Here is a 15996-nt window from a genome sequence, read left to right as displayed (position 1 = left end):
AAGAAAAAGACAGAATGAGGGCGGAGAATGTGAAAAAGAGGAGACTGGAATTTCTATTTTTATATTTCATGATATTTGGGGCATATGTGGTGTTTTGGTGGCCAGTGCCGGCGTGGGGTTTTCAGCTATACGCAGCTAGTTACATCGCCATCATTTTATTTAGTATTATTTCGCTCATGCTAGAGAACCGGACATCACAGCACACGCTGTTATGGATGTATGTACTGATCTTTTTCCCGATCATCGGCTATATGTTTTATTTGTTCTCAGGACAGCTTTATGTCAAAGGACATTTGTTTAAATCAAAGAGAATGTATAACCGAGAAAAATTACGCAGAATATCAGAGCTTGAGAGTAAACCGGATGAGACGCGTTTAACCGATAATCAGCGTGCTTTTTTTCATTACACAGAAAAAGCAACAGGGATGCATGTAAATACAAATAGTGATATGGAGATTTTAAAGAATGGAGAGGAAACCTTTCCTCGTATTTTTGAAGAATTAAAAAAGGCAAAAACGTTCATCCATATAGAATATTACATGTTCAAATCTGATTTCCTCGGTCACCGGATGATGGAGATCCTGATTGAAAAAGTGAAAGAAGGAGTAGAGGTTCGATTCATCTATGATGCGGCTGGCAGCATTCGCTTCTCACGAAAAGATATTAAACGATTGAAGCAGGCAGGGATAAAGGTCGCTCCTTTTCTACCATTAAAATACGGATTCTTTAATCAAAAATTCAATTTCCGAAATCACCGGAAAATCGTGATTATTGATGGAGAAACAGGATTTGTTGGCGGGCTCAATGTCGGGAAGGAATATGTAGGACGCGATGAAAACATCGGCTTTTGGCGTGACACGCATACGATGTTAAAGGGTGAAGCCGTTCAGACACTTCACTCCATATTTATGCTGGACTGGGAGTATGTATCAGATGAAGTGTTAATTGATGATCCGAAGTATCACACCCCGCATCCTGTGACAGGAGAAGATGTCATTCAGGTCGTGCCGACTGGACCTGATATGAAGGAAAGTATGAGTGATTTATATGACGCACTCATTTCGAATGCACAGCAATTTGTCTGGATTGCGACGCCTTATTTTGTCCCAAATGAATCCATTCGCACAGCGTTAAAAATTGCGGCGACAAGAGGGGTGGATGTGCGTGTGATGGTGCCTGAGATTAATGATGGATTTCTCACGCAATACGCCACACGATCTTATTTTTCTGAGCTTTTGAAAGAGGGCATCAAGGTGTATCACTATCAAAAAGGGTTCATGCATCAAAAGGTCATGATTGCAGATGGAGAACTTGCCTCTGTCGGAACGGCCAATGTTGATATGAGAAGCTTCCAACTCAATTTTGAGGTCAATGTCTTTACAGCGGCAAAGAAACCGATCGAGCAATTGATGGCTCATTATGAGGAAGATATGAAAGAATGTGAGCAAATGGGGCCAGTTCATTTTTATAAAAGGGGCTTAAAGGAACGTTTAAAGGAATCGTTTGCGCGATTGTTTTCAGGTGTATTGTGAGGGTTTCGAGGGAAATAAATCATTTCCTGATCTAGTATTTCGATAATGATTCCTCTATAATTGAAAATGATTATCAATTATAGGGGAAGTGAGGTTCTTTTACATATGCTAAAACGCTTTTTTGCCTATTACAGGCCCTATCGCGGTCTGTTCTTTTTAGATTTCTTTTGCGCTGTTGCCGTTGGGCTCATGGAACTAGGTTTCCCGCTCATCGTGAACTACTTCATTGATACATTATTACCAACAGGGAACTGGACGGTCATTGCCTGGACCGCACTTGCGCTGTTTGTCATTTACGCACTCAGCTCAGTGATGCAATTTATCGTGTCGTATTGGGGACACATGCTTGGCATTAACATTGAGACCGATATGAGAAAAAAGCTATTTGATCATTTTCAGCGTCTGTCCTTCAAATTTTTCGATAACAACAAAACAGGCAAACTCATGTCACGGATGACAAATGACCTCATGTACATTGGTGAGGTGGCGCATCACGGACCTGAGGATTTGTTTATTGCGATTATGACCATTCTTGGCGCCTTTGCCGTCATGCTCATGATTAACTGGCAGCTTGCCATTTTAACCTTCTTGATTATGCCAGTCATCATCTGGTTAGCCCTTCATTTTAATAAAAAAATGACACAGGCGATTACACAACTCAACAATGACATTGGAGATTTTCATGCAAGGGTTGAAAATAATATTGGTGGTATTCGTCTTGTTCAAGCCTTTGCAAATGAACATTTTGAGAAAAAGCGTTTTGCTGAAAATAACAACCGCTTTCGAAAAGCGAAACTTCTTTCCTATAAAATTATGTCAGTTAACGGATCAATCAGCTATATTCTCACAAGACTTGTGACGCTGTTTGTCCTTCTGGCAGGTACATGGTTTGTCCTTCAAGGTCAATTAACGGCAGGCGGATTTATCGCCTTTGTTTTGATCACAAATGTGTTATTCAGACCAATTGATAAGATCAACACGGTGATTGAAATGTATCCAAAAGGCATTGCCGGTTTTAAAAGCTATGTCGATTTGCTTGAAACAGAGCCAGATGTGAAGGATACAGAAGGAGCACGTGATCTTTACGGCTTGAAAGGTGAAATTGAGTATCGAAACGTGACATTTGGCTACGATGAGCACAGTCATGTATTGAAGGATATCAACTTAAAGATCAAACAAGGGGAAACTGTTGCGTTTGTCGGGCCATCAGGAGCGGGGAAATCGACCATTTGCAGTCTGCTGCCTCGTTTTTATGATGTGGACGAAGGAGACATCACCATTGATGGTGTGAGCACAAAATCGATGACCTTGTCCTCTTTAAGACAGCAGATTGGCATTGTGCAGCAGGATGTCTTTTTATTCTCAGGCACCATTCGTGAGAATATTGCGTACGGCAACCTAGAAGCGAGTGATGCAGACATTTGGGAGGCGGTGCGACGTGCCCATTTAGAGGAGCTCGTTCAGCGTTTCCCAGAAGGGTTGAATACGGTCATTGGAGAACGCGGCGTTAAGCTATCCGGCGGTCAAAAGCAACGCCTGTCAATTGCACGGATGTTTTTGAAAAACCCGTCTATTCTTATTTTGGATGAAGCGACGTCAGCACTTGATACAGAAACAGAAAAAGCAATCCAAGACGCACTAAGCGAACTGGCAGTCGGCCGGACGACACTCGTCATTGCTCACCGCCTTGCGACAATTAAACATGCAGACCGAATTATCGTCGTGACAGAGGAAGGCATTGAAGAACAAGGCCGTCACCAAGATTTAATTCAAATGGGCGGTGTATACAGCAGACTGCATGAAGCGCAGTTTGGTCATTGAAGAGAAGTGATTGAGTGAGTCCAGCTATTAAGCTGGGCTCTTTTTGATAGGATAAAATCTTCTTTTCTATTTAAATGGAATGTTGATATAGTATAAGGCAATTGGATTCAAAAGGAGAGGATGGCTTGAGTGAAACGGCAAAAACAGTCATGATCAAAAGTATTCACTACGTGACGCTCGTTGGCTTATTTATCTTAATCATTCCCGCTGGACTCAATCCAGTCTTTTTTTATGTGGGAATGATTTTGTTTGGCATCAATACTGGAGTGAACGTCATAGGTAGTTCTCTGAGCAGAAAAAAGATATTTGCGATGCTGGCCATCAGTTTTGCTGTCATATTGTTTGGGCTGTTTAAGCTCTTATATTAAATCTGAGCCCTTTTGAAAAAGGGCTTTTTTTGCTAGGATAGTAAAAACTCGTGTAGGAAGGATCTGATGGAATGAAGGGGCTTCGGCATTTACAGAAGGGCGATAAAATTGGTATTTATTCTCCCTCAAGTCCGGCATCTGCCACCTCGCCTCTTAGGTATGAGCGGGCGAAGGAATGGCTTGAACAAAAAGGATTCATTGTGGTACCAGGATCATTAACAGGGAAAGAGGATCACTATCGTTCGGGAACGATTCAAGAACGAGCAGCTGAGCTAAATGAGCTGATGGCGAGAGAAGATTTGACCTGTATCATGTCGATGATTGGAGGGACGAACTCGAATAGTTTGCTGCCTTATCTTGATTTTGAGCTGCTGAAGAAGCATCCGAAAATCATGATTGGTTATTCAGATGCGACGGCGATTCTTTTAGCGGCTTATGAAAAAACGGGTCTTCCTGTTTTTTACGGACCTGCACTTGTGCCGTCTTTTGGAGAGTTTGAACCATTTGTCAATGATACATATCAATCTTTCGAGGACATTCTCATTCATCCGCAGCCCATCCCATATCAGGTGAAAAAGCCGCCCTTCTGGACGGACGAACGGATCAACTGGGAAGAGAAAATACGAGAAAAAGAAAAACGTCCAAACGATTGGATGTGCGTCATTGAAGGGCAGGCAGAAGGCAGACTGATCGGCGGGAACCTAAATGCCATGTATGGCATATGGGGAAGTGAATTCATGCCTCAAATCCAAAAAGGCGATATCCTTCTCATTGAAGATTGTATGAAAACCGCCTCCACCGTCGAAAAGAACTTCTCTCTGTTAAAGATAAATGGTGTGTTTGAACGGGTATCTGGTATCCTCTTAGGGAAACATGAGCTGTTTGATGATGAAGGAACGGGCAAAAGGCCGCACGATCTTTTACTTGAAGTACTGGGAGATACAAAGAGGTCGCTCATCGCCGAATTTGACTGTGCTCATACGCACCCGATGCTCACGATGCCAATCGGTACACAGGTAAAAATGAATGCATCGTCAGGTGAGGTTTGGCTGACAGAAGCATGGATATAAGAAAAAGAGGTGCTCACGAATGCGCAATTCGCTCCGCTCCTCGTCCTTCCTAGACGTCAAAGGTTTTCTATCACACTGAAAAGAAGATAAAGGGCTAAAATAAATTTTATTTTAGCCCTTTATCAACAATCTAGAGCAGCCTTAAGACTGCCTTTACGAAGCATGTTCTTTTTCAAACGGCTGAAGAAGGTCTTGTGCCTCTTTTCCTTCTACCACGATTAAATAGTCTGAGTCTAAATGAGTGAGCCTAAAGGTTTCTAGCTCTACGATGTTCTTAATGTTGCACATTGTTTTTTTAGAATATACATATAAACGATGCTGAGCGTGTTGGCACTTTTCGTATAGAGAAATAAGCTTATGTAAATTCAATGCTTTCGCAGCAATTCGGATTGAATAGATTTGTGACATCTTCATATCCTCCTGTTAAATACTTTCTCACAATAGCTTTGTTACCCCCGTTGTGATAGAGGTAAACCTTTCTCTACGATTTCCACTCAATGGTGCCTCCGCCCGTCCGCCGATTGCCTCTGATCGCTGACAGCTCCTCAACAAGACGGAGCAAAGCCTGATCCTTTTTCTTTGCCTCAATCATAAAATCCACATCACGACCATACGGCTTTAAAGCTTGAAAAAGTGGCAATACAAAGGACATCTCCACTCCATCCGCATGGCTTCGTATCGCCTTTTCTGATTTTGGTGAGGATAAGTGGATTTTAGGCGGTATGCCAGTGTTTGCCCACGTGTCAAACACTCTTGGCAGAATGTCATCAAGTGCCGCATCATCATCTTTGTTTGCAATGTGATGGTGGTAATCAAATACAAACGGGATGCCATGCTTTTCACAAACATCAAGCGTTTCTAATGACGTATAGGTTTTGTCATCATTTTCAAGCGTCATTCTCGCCTTGATATGTGCAGGAAGCTGCTTTATATTTTCATCAAAACGCTGTAAAGCAGATGCCTTGTCGCCATATGCACCTCCGACATGAATGTTCATATAGCCTTCCTTTTCAAGCTCCATGGCCTCAAGCATTTCATAATGATAGGTCATATCAATGACGGCGTTTTCTGTAATGGAAGGTTTTGGACTTGTGAACAAAGTAAATTGATTGGGGTGAAAGCTCACTCGTAATCCGTGCCGCTTTACGAGTTGACCAATCTCTAGAAATTCTTTGTGAAAGGGTGTCACAAAGTCCCACCGCACCTCAGGATGGGTGGCGAGCGGGACAATCGAGCTTGAAAAACGGTAAAGCGGAATATCATGGGCAATCGCAAAATAAAGCGTTCTTAATGTATTGACGAGGTTGGCTTTCGTCGTTCGCAATAGAGCCTCTGTCCTCTCTACCTTTGAGAGCTTACTGTATCTTGCAAAGGTCAGCGACTTGGCAGGTGAAGCTTCCCATAAAGTGACGGCGTTGGATACATAACCAAATCGATAACGCATAGGTCAACTCCTTTATAAAAAATACGAGAACAGGGCGCCTATCCACTCAATTGGTCGCGTGAGAAGTGGGCGTTGTTTGTATTTTTCTTCAGTCATCAGTTCTGACACTTCCATGTGTTCACGAATCTTTTCCTCTACATGTGCGGTGAAGGCGGGATCATCAATGGCCACATCCACTTCTTCGTTGAAAAACAAACTTCGTTTATCAAAGTTCGCCGTACTGATCATACAACGGCTATGATCGATGAGAATGGCTTTCGCATGATAAAACCCTTTATAAAAACGATACACAAGACATCCAGCAGCAATCAGATCCTTCAAATAATGAAATCCAGCTTCTTTCACAAGCGGGTGATCTGCCTTCATTGGGATGATAATGTCGACAGTCACGCCTCGCTTCCGTGCGTCAAGAAGGGCGCTTAGAAGAGGAGCGGATGGAATAAAATAGGGTGTGCAGATGGTGATTTGCTTTTTCGCCTGTTGAATATCGTGAAGAAATAAGGCTTCTAAAGAAAAACCTGCCGTCGCACGTGTAGTGCACTGTAATGTCCCCGGTTCCAGTGTAGGAAAAACCTCGTATTGCAGCTGGTGAATACCAGATGACCGGTACAAATCATTCAGAAACACATGCTGGAGGTCTGCGACAACCTGTCCTGTCATGCGCAGGTGATAGTCTTTCCAAATGCCAAACCTGCCGTTTTTCCCTACATATTCATCGCCGATATTAAACCCGCCAATGTAGCCGATCTTCCCATCGATCACCGTGATCTTCCGGTGATTTCTCATGTTCAAGCGATAAATGAAAAAAGGAAAACGTGGTTTGTTTAAAAAGTAAAATTGAATGCCGCTTTTTTCGAGCATCTGAATGGATGTTTGATCAAATGGATAGGAGCCTAACCGATCAGTGAGCAAAAAAACCGAAACACCTTGCTCTGCTTTCGCTTTAAGTGCTTGCAGAATCCTTTGCCCAATCTTGTCGTTCTTTACAATAAAGAACATCATATGAATAGAAGAAGAGGCTTGCTGTATATCCGTAAGCAGCTGATCAAACAGTGGTTCGCCATCATGATAAAAAACTGCATTGCCGCTTGTTTGGTCAAAAGACCGTTCAAAAGCATGGGTAGAAAAATATTTTCTCCCTATATAAAGATCTAGCCTGACGAGTAGAACAATGACGAAGACGACGAGTAGAATGATCCATGCGATCATGAAGGTTCCTCCTTTTTTACATATGACGATAGTGTACCCAAATGGGCAAAAAATATTGACTGAATACTCATTCATTATTTATGATAGAGGTACAACATGGAAACGGAACAAAGTGGGTCTTGGGGAATGAAAGGGGGAGCAAGATGAATAGCCTTTTAATTGTTAACTTGATTGCATTTGCGGCAGTGACCGCTTACGCTGTGTATTTGTTTATTTATCTCATTCGAACACGAGCCGCGTATATTCGTCTTGGCAAAAAAGAAGAATTTCAGAAAGACATGAAAAAACGCTTAGAACGTGTTTGGGTGAATGTGTTTGGTCAAAAGAAACTGCTGAAGGACAAGAAGAGCGGCATCATTCATGTGCTGTTTTTCTATGGATTTATTTTAGTGCAGTTCGGAGCCCTTGATTTTATTATGAAGGGACTTGTTCCAGACAGCGGGCTACCATTAGGTCCGCTTTACGGTGTCTTTACGTTCTTCCAAGAGGTAGTCACACTTCTCATTTTAGTGGCGGTGGTTTGGGCGTTCCATAGAAGATATGTCGAGAAGTTAGTCCGTTTAAAAAGGGGCTTTAAGTCAGGGCTTGTCCTTTTGTTTATTGGCGGATTGATGCTGACCGTATTACTGGGAAACGGAATGAACATCATTTGGCATGGGCACTCACTATCAGCAACTGAGCCCATTGCTTCCGGCATTGCTTTCTTGCTGGGTTGGCTGTCACCACTTGCGGCAACAATTGTGTTCTATGTCGCATGGTGGGTGCATCTTCTTATTTTACTGACGTTCTTAGTGTACGTCCCGCAGTCTAAGCACGCCCATCTTATCGCTGGCCCGGTCAACGTATTTGTCAGCAGATTGGACCCGCCAGGCAAACTGCAAAAAATTGATTTTGAAGATGAGACACAAGAAACGTTCGGCGTTGGGAAAATTGAAGATTTCCGTCAATCTCAGCTGATCGATCTTTACGCTTGTGTGGAGTGCGGGCGCTGTACGAATATGTGTCCGGCGACAGGGACGGGGAAAATGCTGTCTCCAATGGATTTGATTTTACGATTAAGAGATCATTTAACAAATAAAGGGGCTGCCATTACTTCAAAGACACCGTGGGTTCCGCAGCTTGCTTTCAAACAGACGACAGGAAATCAACTGGCATTACAGGCAAGGGGAGCTGGAGCGGAAGAATCTGCGGCGAGCGCAATGTATCATCCTTCTCTCATTGGTGAGGTCATTACAGAAGAAGAAATCTGGGCATGCACGACATGCCGAAACTGTGAAGATCAGTGTCCTGTCATGAACGAACACGTCGACAAAATCATTGATATGCGCAGATACTTAGTGCTGACAGAAGGAAAAATGGATGCAGATGCACAGCGTGCGATGACAAGCATCGAGCGACAAGGGAACCCATGGGGATTGAATCGAAAAGAAAGAGAAAACTGGCGTGATCTAAGAGAAGATGTGCACGTACCGACAGTGAAAGAACTGAAAAAAGCAGATCAGACCTTCGACTATTTATTCTGGGTTGGATCGATGGGTGCATATGACAATAGAAGCCAAAAGATTGCTCTTGCCTTTGCAAAACTGCTCAATGAAGCAGGGGTTTCTTTTGCCATCCTAGGCAATAAAGAGAAAAACTCAGGTGATACACCGAGAAGACTTGGGAATGAATTTTTGTTCCAAGAACTTGCTGCAAAAAACATCGAAGAATTTCAAAAAAATGACGTAACCAAAATCGTCACGATCGATCCGCATGCTTACAATTTATTTAAAAATGAATACCCAGACTTTGGACTTGAGGCAGAGGTGTATCATCATACAGAATTGCTGGCAGAGCTAGTAAAAGAGGGGAAATTAACGCCAATTCATGAAGTGAACGAAGTCATTACTTTCCACGATTCTTGCTATCTAGGCAGATATAACGAGGTCTATGATCCGCCAAGAGATATTTTAAAAGCCATTCCTGGTGTGACACTGAAAGAAATGGAACGGAATCGTGAATCGGGGATGTGCTGTGGTGCCGGCGGTGGCTTAATGTGGATGGAAGAAGAGACAGGTACTCGAATTAACACAGCGAGGACGGAGCAGGCCTTACAGGTACAGCCGTCCATCATCAGCTCAGGGTGCCCATATTGTTTAACCATGCTTGGGGATGGGACGAAAGCGAAGGAAGTAGAAGAGCAGGTCGGCACATTTGATGTCGCAGAACTTCTTGAAAAATCAGTGTTTGGCGAAACGAGAACGCAGGCTTCATAAAGGTGTCAGGCCGATGGATCGACTGTTCATCGGCCAGTGGACACCGATATTTTATGAACTGTCTAGCATTTATGTAAGCGGTAACAAATAGGAGGGGAAAGAAATGAGCACGACGGTCATTGTATCTGGGGCGAGAACACCATTTGGAAAACTAGGTGGAACTTTAAGTCGTTTGACTGCTGCAGAATTAGGCGGGATGACGATAAAAGCTGCGCTGGAAAGAGCCTCAAATGTTCATGAAGTGGATGAAGTCATCATGGGCAGTGTCCTTCAAGGAGGACAAGGTCAAATTCCTTCAAGGCAGGCAGCTAGACATGCAGATCTCCCTTGGTCGGTTCCGACGCAAACCATCAACAAAGTCTGTGCTTCAGGAATGCGCAGTGTCACGACAGCCGATCAAATCATTCGAGCGGGAGATGCCAATGTGATCGTGGCAGGCGGCATGGAATCCATGTCTCATGCTCCTTATCTTCTGAAAAAAGCACGATGGGGTTACAAAATGGGAGATGGTGCAGTACAAGATGCCATGATTTTAGATGGATTAACCTGTTCGTTTACAGGTGTTCATATGGGTGAGTATGGAAGCATGGCGGCGAAAGAGCTTGGCATTACACGAGAAGAACAAGACCTTTGGGCGTTAAGAAGTCATGAACGAGCCATTGAGGCGCAAAAAAGCGGCTTTTTTAAAAATGAGATCATCCCCGTTACCGTCAAGAATAAAAAAGGAGATCAGCTGATTTCAGAAGATGAAGCCCCGCGGCGTGATACGTCATATGAACGTTTGTCAAAACTGATGCCCGTTTTCGATCAGGCAGGTACGATCACTGCTGGCAATGCACCTGGTGTCAATGATGGTGCAAGTGCGCTTCTATTAATGAAAGACACATATGCCATGCAGCAAGGTGAAAAACCTCTGGCAGTTGTGCTTGGACATGCGCAAGTAGCAGTAGAGGCAAAGGATTTTCCGAAAACACCAGCCTATGCCATCGAAAAAGTGTTAAAGAAAACAGGGAAGCGAGTAGAGGATATTGATTTGTTTGAAATCAATGAGGCTTTTTCAGCGGTTGCATTGGCATGCGAAAAAATTCTTGGACTGGATCGGCGGAAAATGAATGTGAACGGAGGGGCAGTCGCGATTGGTCACCCGATTGGAGCAAGCGGAACACGTATTATATTGACCTTGATCCATGCACTCAGACAAAGAGGCGGCGGGATCGGCATTGCGGCGATTTGCAGCGGCGGGGGTCAAGGTGATGCGATCATGATCAAGGTGGATTAAAAGGGAGGCGTTCATTGTCATGAGTATAGAAGAAACCGTCATGGTCGTTGGGGCTGGTCAAATGGGCTCGGGTATTGCCCAAGTATTTGCACAGTCAGGTTATACCGTCCTGCTCCATGATACGGAAGAGGAGCAGATTCATCGAGCCATTTCCTCTATGACCAAACAACTGACGAAACGAGCAGAAAAAGGAAAGCTGGCACATCAGGCAGTCCGTGATATTACACAGCGACTGGCTGTTTCAACAGATTTAAAGGATGTACAGCAGACGCATTTAGTGATTGAAGCCGCATCTGAACAAATGAAGATCAAAAAACAAATCTTTGAAACCCTCGATCAATTTGCACCTGATGACACGATATTTGCGACAAATACGTCTTCCTTGTCGATCACAGAATTAGCAGCCGTGACGAAACGGCCTGAGAAAGTGATCGGCATGCATTTTATGAATCCAGTTCCCGTGATGAAACTTGTGGAAGTAATCCGTGCGCTACAAACGGATGATGCCACGTACCAATTTGTTTTTGACACCGCAAAGACATTAGACAAAACCCCAATAGAAGTGGAAGACTTCCCTGGGTTTGTGTCAAACCGTATTTTGATGCCGATGATCAATGAAGCCATTTATACCCTTTATGAAGGCGTCGCAGATGTAGAAAGTATTGACGGCATCATGACGCTTGGAATGAACCATCCAATGGGCCCGCTTCGTCTCGCCGACCTCATCGGGCTCGATACTTGTTTATTTATTATGAATACCCTTCACGAGGGTCTTGGAGATAGCAAATATCGACCTTGTCCTCTTTTGAAAAAATACGTGAACGCAGGCTGGCTGGGCAAAAAGACAAAGAGAGGTTTTTACACTTACCACGACCACTCATAGGGGGAGTCAAGATGGATGTGTTGCTGACAGAAAAACAACGTCTTTGGAGAAAACGAGTAGCAGAATTTGCACGCCAGCATGTATTCCCTGAAATAGAAGCGATGGAACAGGGCGTGTTCCCGAAAACGCTTTTAGCTGAAATGGGTCGGCAAGGCTTTTTAGGCATTCCGATCCCAGATAAGTATCACGGATTAGGGGCAGATTTCACAACCTATATCATGGCGATTCATGAATTTTCCAAAGTAAGTGCAACCATCGGTGTCATTGTATCCGTTCATACATCCGTTGTGACGATGCCGATTTTGGCGTTTGGAACGACTGAACAAAAAGAATCCTACGTTCCCAAGCTTGCGTCCGGGCAGAAGCTGGGCGCCTTTTGTCTAACTGAACCGAAGGCAGGATCAGATGCCTCTAGTATTCAGTTGAAAGCAGAGCGGGCAGACGATCACTATGTGTTAAATGGAACGAAAATTTTTATCACAAGCGGCGGTGAAGCGGAAGTCTATCTTGTATTTGCCGTGACGGACCCTGCTTCTGCTAAGAAAAATATATCAGCGTTCATTGTGGAGAAGGGGACACCAGGATTTACGATCGGAAAAGATGAGAAGAAAATGGGCCTGCATGGATCAAAAACAGTCACACTTCATTTTGACGGTGTTCGAATTCCAAAAAAACAGCTGCTCGGCGCAGAAGGAGAAGGCTTTCGGATTGCCATGTCTAGCTTAAATGCGGGGAGAATTGGCATTGCGGCTCAAAGCCTTGGTATTGCAGAAGCCGCATTAGCTGAGGCGGTCACGTATTTAAAGCAGCATCCAGCTGGCCTTGAAACGACCATTCGGTTGGGCGATCTGGGCACCAAGCTGGAAGCGGCAAAACTTCTTGTCTATCAAGCGGCTTCTTATAAAGAGGCCAATCGCCCTGTCACGAAGGAAGCGTCGATGGCGAAGTTATTTGCATCTAAAACAGCGGTTGATATTAGTACAGAAGTCATCCATTTGCTTGGTCTAGCTGGTTACACGAAGCAATACCGAGCAGAGCAGTACTTTCGTGATGCGAAAATTTGTGAGATTTATGAAGGAACAAGTGAAATACAAAGGCTGGTTATTTGTAAACAGCTAATATGAAGTGAGGTGGCTCATGATGCAGTTCCAATTAAGTGACGAACACGAAATGATACAAAAAATGGTGAGAGACTTTGCGAAAAATGAAGTGGAGCCAACAGCAGCAGAGCGAGATGAAACAGAATCGTATGATCCCGCTATTTTTCGTCAAATGGCGGAGCTTGGTTTAACGGGAATCCCTTGGCCAGAAGAAAATGGGGGGATTGGTAGTGATTATTTGGCCTATGTCATAGCGGTTGAAGAGCTCTCACGAGTGTGCGCCTCAACAGGCGTCACCCTATCTGCTCACACATCACTCGCCTCATGGCCAATCTATACATTCGGAACAGATGAGCAAAAGGAGACGTATTTAAAGCCGCTTGCAGAGGGACAGAAGATCGGCGCATACGCACTGACCGAGAGCGGATCGGGCTCAGATGCCGGCGGAATGAAAACAACAGCAGTAAAAGCAGGGAATGAATACGTCTTGAACGGGGCAAAGATTTTTATTACCAATGGAGGCATTGCGGATTATTATATTGTGTTTGCCGTTACCGACCAAGATCCTTCATCCCGTAATACAACCGCTTTTATAGTAGAAAAAGAGACGCAAGGCTTCTCAATCGGCAAAAAAGAAAGCAAACTGGGCATCCGCTCATCGCCAACGACAGAAATCATCTTTGAAGACTGTCGTATACCCGAAAGGAACCGGCTTGGTCAAGAAGGCGAAGGTTTTAAGATAGCGATGATGACACTTGACGGCGGCAGAAACGGTATTGCCGCACAAGCTGTTGGTATTGCTCAAGGTGCTCTGGATGCAGCAGTCAATTACGCAAAGGAGCGCAAACAATTTGGTAAACCAATCATTCAGCAGCAAGGCATTGCTTTTAAGTTAGCGGATATGGCAACGGCAATTGAGGCCTCAAGACTGCTCACCTATCAGGCAGCATGGCTTGAAACGAAAGGGCTTCCGTATGGGAAAGAATCAGCTATGTCCAAGCTCTTTGCCGGTGATACAGCCATGAAGGTGACGACAGTAGCCGTACAAATCTTCGGCGGATACGGCTATACAAAGGATTACCCAGTCGAACGATACATGCGTGATGCGAAAATCACTCAAATCTATGAAGGTACACAAGAAATCCAGCGGCTGGTCATCTCACGGAAACTGCTAGATATGTAGAAACCAAGTAAAGACCACCTGATATGAGGTGGTCTGTTTTTGTATCAAATGTGAAATCTCTCCCATATGATCTCATATCACCTGATCACTATGGTAAAATTGGGAAAAGAACCAAAATGGAGGTTATCATGATGAACACAACATTTATTGGCATTTTAGGAATCGTCACGATGATCATATGGATTATGGTCTCCACAGAGCTTTCAAAGTCTCCAAAAAGGAAGGAAGAAAAAGAAAACAGCCGCAGAAAACTCATTGTACTCGTGTCTGCGGGCACTTTATTCACCGTACCTTTGGTTTTTTCACTCATTCAGAATATCCAGGTGTAACATATCCATTCGACTAAACCGCTGCTGTCTGTTTTAATTTCACCCATTTGAAAAAAACAAAACGGACAAGCGGTCCCATAATCAACATTTGCAAAGGGAACGCCAACATGACATTATGACCGAAAATCGTTAAGTAATCAGATAGAATCGATTGTGTTTGAAATCCTGTGCTGATGCTTTGAACGACATATCCGCATAAAGACATGAGACACACCATCCCAAACACGATAAAGATAGAAAGAGTGAGAATAAAATAGATTTTCTTGCCTTTTGGGGCAAAACGGCTGGCTGCTTTTTTTGCTGAAGGCCCAACAATAAACATCTCAATCAACAACGTGATGGCAAAACCGATCACATAGGTGAGTACACCTTCTAACCATGTCATATGTCCAAGCCGTCCATTTAGAAATAGGTTATAAAAGAACATCACTGAAAACATACAAAAACACATCAAGACACCAAATTGTATATCTTCTTTTTTTGTCATTGGCAATTCGATCAACCTTTCAAAATTAGTCTATTTATTATAGATTTCTGTTTCAATTCGTCGTAAGTGAACATTTTGTGAAGGAATAATTCCCCTTTTTTAAGAAGAGTAAATGGCTTTGTATTCATCAAAAGAGAAGACAAAAAAGCATGCAAAATGTGTGCTCCACACATGAATTGCGCCAATTCGGCACAAATGATTGACCGCTAGAGGCTCCTCTTGTGAAAAAATCAAAAATTAACATCAATAAAGGTGGCATAAACTCCCCTAATTTGTTTATAATGAGAGGTATGGTTTGTCGTAAGAATAAGGTATAAATACTTATTATTTCACTGATAAATGGATACATACATGTAATAGAAAGGGAGTGTCTGACCTTGAGTTTGAAAGAATACTCACAGGAACAGCTCAAACAAATGTCTTTAGTTGAACTTGCTTATGAAATTTTCAGAGACAGCAAAACGCCGATTACGTTTTCCGAGTTAATAGATGAAATGGTCCGTTTGCAAGGGATACAAAAATCTGATCTTGATGATCGACTTGCTCAATTTTATACAGACTTAAATATAGATGGCCGCTTTATTTCGTTAGGTGATCAGAGATGGGGACTTCGCAGCTGGTATCCAGTTGATCAAATCGAAGAAGAAGTTCAGCCAGCTGTGAAAACAAAAGCGAAAAAGAAAAAAACAAAAGCTGCTGTCGTTGAAGAAGATTTCGATGATATTGAAGAGGAAGAAGAAATCGACGAGCTTGAAGAAGATCTTGATCTTGTTGAAGACGACGAGGACCTTGACCTAGATGATGAAGAAATCGATGAAGAGATAGAAGAGTTCGACGAAGATGATGATGAAGATGATGACGGCTTAACGGAAATTGATGAAGACGATTTAGACGATGATGAGGAAGACAAATAACCCTCACAAACCGGTCCTGAAAACAGGACAAAACCGTCTTGACTTTCCAGAGCGAACTATGTAGTATGTATTTTGGGCTCTCTAAAAAAGAGTACGTAAAGATACGTTCATTTACGCTCCCT

15 protein-coding genes are annotated in these 15996 nt (G+C 43.3%); 11 read left to right on the top strand and 4 right to left on the bottom strand.

What is annotated here, in order from left to right; all coding sequences use genetic code 11:
* Window positions 1–29: 29 nt before the first annotated feature.
* From cls (M2353_RS17750) to M2353_RS17735, 4 genes are all read left to right on the top strand, one after another.
* Window positions 30–1532: a cardiolipin synthase gene (gene cls / locus M2353_RS17750; protein WP_025208143.1), complete on the top strand. Its 1503-nt coding sequence runs from the start codon at window positions 30–32 to the stop codon at window positions 1530–1532.
* A 105-nt stretch (window positions 1533–1637) separates the two neighbouring features.
* Window positions 1638–3353, top strand: coding sequence for an ABC transporter ATP-binding protein (locus M2353_RS17745; RefSeq protein WP_017368229.1), 1716 nt, complete (start codon window positions 1638–1640; stop codon window positions 3351–3353).
* Between the two features lie 125 nt (window positions 3354–3478).
* Window positions 3479–3721 (top strand): hypothetical protein, encoded by a 243-nt coding sequence (locus M2353_RS17740; RefSeq protein WP_061420503.1) that lies wholly within the window; start codon window positions 3479–3481, stop codon window positions 3719–3721.
* 71 nt (window positions 3722–3792) lie between these two features.
* Window positions 3793–4791: a S66 family peptidase gene (locus M2353_RS17735; protein WP_284725814.1), complete on the top strand. Its 999-nt coding sequence runs from the start codon at window positions 3793–3795 to the stop codon at window positions 4789–4791.
* Window positions 4792–4944: 153 nt separating this feature from the next.
* Here the strand turns inward: M2353_RS17735 and M2353_RS17730 are convergent, their stop codons facing one another.
* The 3 genes from M2353_RS17730 to cls (M2353_RS17720) form a co-directional block, all read right to left on the bottom strand.
* Window positions 4945–5199: a general stress protein gene (locus M2353_RS17730; RefSeq protein WP_138826620.1), complete on the bottom strand. Its 255-nt coding sequence runs from the start codon at window positions 5197–5199 to the stop codon at window positions 4945–4947.
* A 73-nt stretch (window positions 5200–5272) separates the two neighbouring features.
* A complete protein-coding gene (gene uvsE / locus M2353_RS17725) occupies window positions 5273–6235 on the bottom strand; it encodes a UV DNA damage repair endonuclease UvsE (RefSeq protein WP_284725813.1) in 963 nt (320 codons plus the stop codon).
* Window positions 6236–6247: 12 nt separating this feature from the next.
* A complete protein-coding gene (gene cls / locus M2353_RS17720) occupies window positions 6248–7444 on the bottom strand; it encodes a cardiolipin synthase (RefSeq protein WP_284725812.1) in 1197 nt (398 codons plus the stop codon).
* Between the two features lie 143 nt (window positions 7445–7587).
* Here cls (M2353_RS17720) and M2353_RS17715 point away from each other — a divergent pair, with 143 nt between their 5' ends.
* The 6 genes from M2353_RS17715 (at window position 7588) to M2353_RS17690 (ending at window position 14473) form a co-directional block, all read left to right on the top strand.
* Window positions 7588–9699 carry a (Fe-S)-binding protein gene (locus tag M2353_RS17715; protein ID WP_024718768.1) on the top strand — a complete coding sequence of 704 codons (2112 nt, stop codon included), beginning with the start codon at window positions 7588–7590 and terminating at the stop codon, window positions 9697–9699.
* A gap of 103 nt (window positions 9700–9802) precedes the next feature.
* Entirely contained in the window at window positions 9803–10978 is a 1176-nt protein-coding gene (locus M2353_RS17710) for an acetyl-CoA C-acetyltransferase (protein ID WP_058337036.1), read from the top strand.
* Between the two features lie 19 nt (window positions 10979–10997).
* Window positions 10998–11861, top strand: a complete 864-nt coding sequence (locus tag M2353_RS17705; RefSeq protein WP_007497692.1) for a 3-hydroxybutyryl-CoA dehydrogenase — start codon at window positions 10998–11000, stop codon at window positions 11859–11861.
* An 11-nt stretch (window positions 11862–11872) separates the two neighbouring features.
* A complete protein-coding gene (locus M2353_RS17700) occupies window positions 11873–12985 on the top strand; it encodes an acyl-CoA dehydrogenase family protein (RefSeq protein ID WP_048002972.1) in 1113 nt (370 codons plus the stop codon).
* 16 nt (window positions 12986–13001) lie between these two features.
* A complete protein-coding gene (locus M2353_RS17695) occupies window positions 13002–14144 on the top strand; it encodes an acyl-CoA dehydrogenase (RefSeq protein WP_284725811.1) in 1143 nt (380 codons plus the stop codon).
* Between the two features lie 131 nt (window positions 14145–14275).
* Window positions 14276–14473, top strand: coding sequence for a hypothetical protein (locus tag M2353_RS17690; RefSeq protein WP_159145190.1), 198 nt, complete (start codon window positions 14276–14278; stop codon window positions 14471–14473).
* 13 nt (window positions 14474–14486) lie between these two features.
* Here M2353_RS17690 and M2353_RS17685 read toward each other — a convergent pair whose 3' ends face one another.
* Window positions 14487–14966, bottom strand: coding sequence for a DUF2798 domain-containing protein (locus M2353_RS17685; RefSeq protein ID WP_284725810.1), 480 nt, complete (start codon window positions 14964–14966; stop codon window positions 14487–14489).
* A gap of 371 nt (window positions 14967–15337) precedes the next feature.
* Between M2353_RS17685 and rpoE the strand changes: the two genes are divergently transcribed.
* Entirely contained in the window at window positions 15338–15874 is a 537-nt protein-coding gene (rpoE, locus tag M2353_RS17680) for a DNA-directed RNA polymerase subunit delta (protein WP_017360054.1), read from the top strand.
* Window positions 15875–15996 lie beyond the last annotated feature (122 nt).

Source organism: Bacillus aerius (genome assembly GCF_029894105.1).
Taxonomy (GTDB): Bacteria; Bacillota; Bacilli; order Bacillales; family Bacillaceae; genus Bacillus; species Bacillus altitudinis.
The sequence above is the reverse complement of the archived record's forward strand: the minus strand, read 5'-3'. Positions and strand labels throughout refer to the sequence as shown.